The 594-nt window shown below is 47.0% G+C and carries 1 protein-coding gene; it reads right to left on the bottom strand.

The features are described from left to right. A partial coding sequence (locus E4T71_RS08775) for a Rib/alpha-like domain-containing protein (protein ID WP_135038953.1) occupies positions 1-594 on the bottom strand: 594 nt, incomplete at both ends.

Genomic DNA, 594 nt, shown 5'->3' with positions numbered 1-594 from the left:
CTTGCTTTGGAGCCTCTTCAACCTTAACCGTTACTGGAACCTTATCTTGAGAGCCATCTGGGTAAGTCACAACTACTACCGCTGGCTTATCCCCTGCTGTCTCAGTATCTACTGGACTTTCAAAGGAGACTTTCGTTCCTTCTGGGAGAGATGGCAAGTTAGAGATTGATTTCTCCGCTGATGGGGTTTCACCAACCTTAACCGTTTGATCCGCCGGAGTTGGTTCATTACTATCAGCTTGCCTTGGATTTTCAGAAACCTTAACCGTTACTGGAACCTTATCTTGAGAGCCATCTGGGTAAGTCACAACTACAGTAGCTGGCTTATCCCCTGCTGTCTCAGTATCTACTGGACTTTCAAAGGATACTTTCGTTCCTTCTGGGAGAGATGGCAAGTTAGAGATTGACTTCTCTGCTGATGGGGTTTCACCAACCTTAGCCGTTTGATCCGCCGGGGTTGGTTCATTACTATCAGCTTGCTTTGGAGCCTCTTCAACCTTAACCGTTACTGGAACCTTATCTTGAGAGCCATCTGGGTAAGTCACAACTACTACCGCTGGCTTATCCCCTGCTGTCTCAGTATCTACTGGACTTT

Origin of the sequence: Streptococcus sp. WM07 (assembly GCF_004570525.1) — a bacterium.
Classification (GTDB): Bacteria; Bacillota; Bacilli; order Lactobacillales; family Streptococcaceae; genus Streptococcus.
Note: the sequence above shows the minus strand (reverse complement) of the source record. Positions and strands in the feature narration are given on the sequence as shown.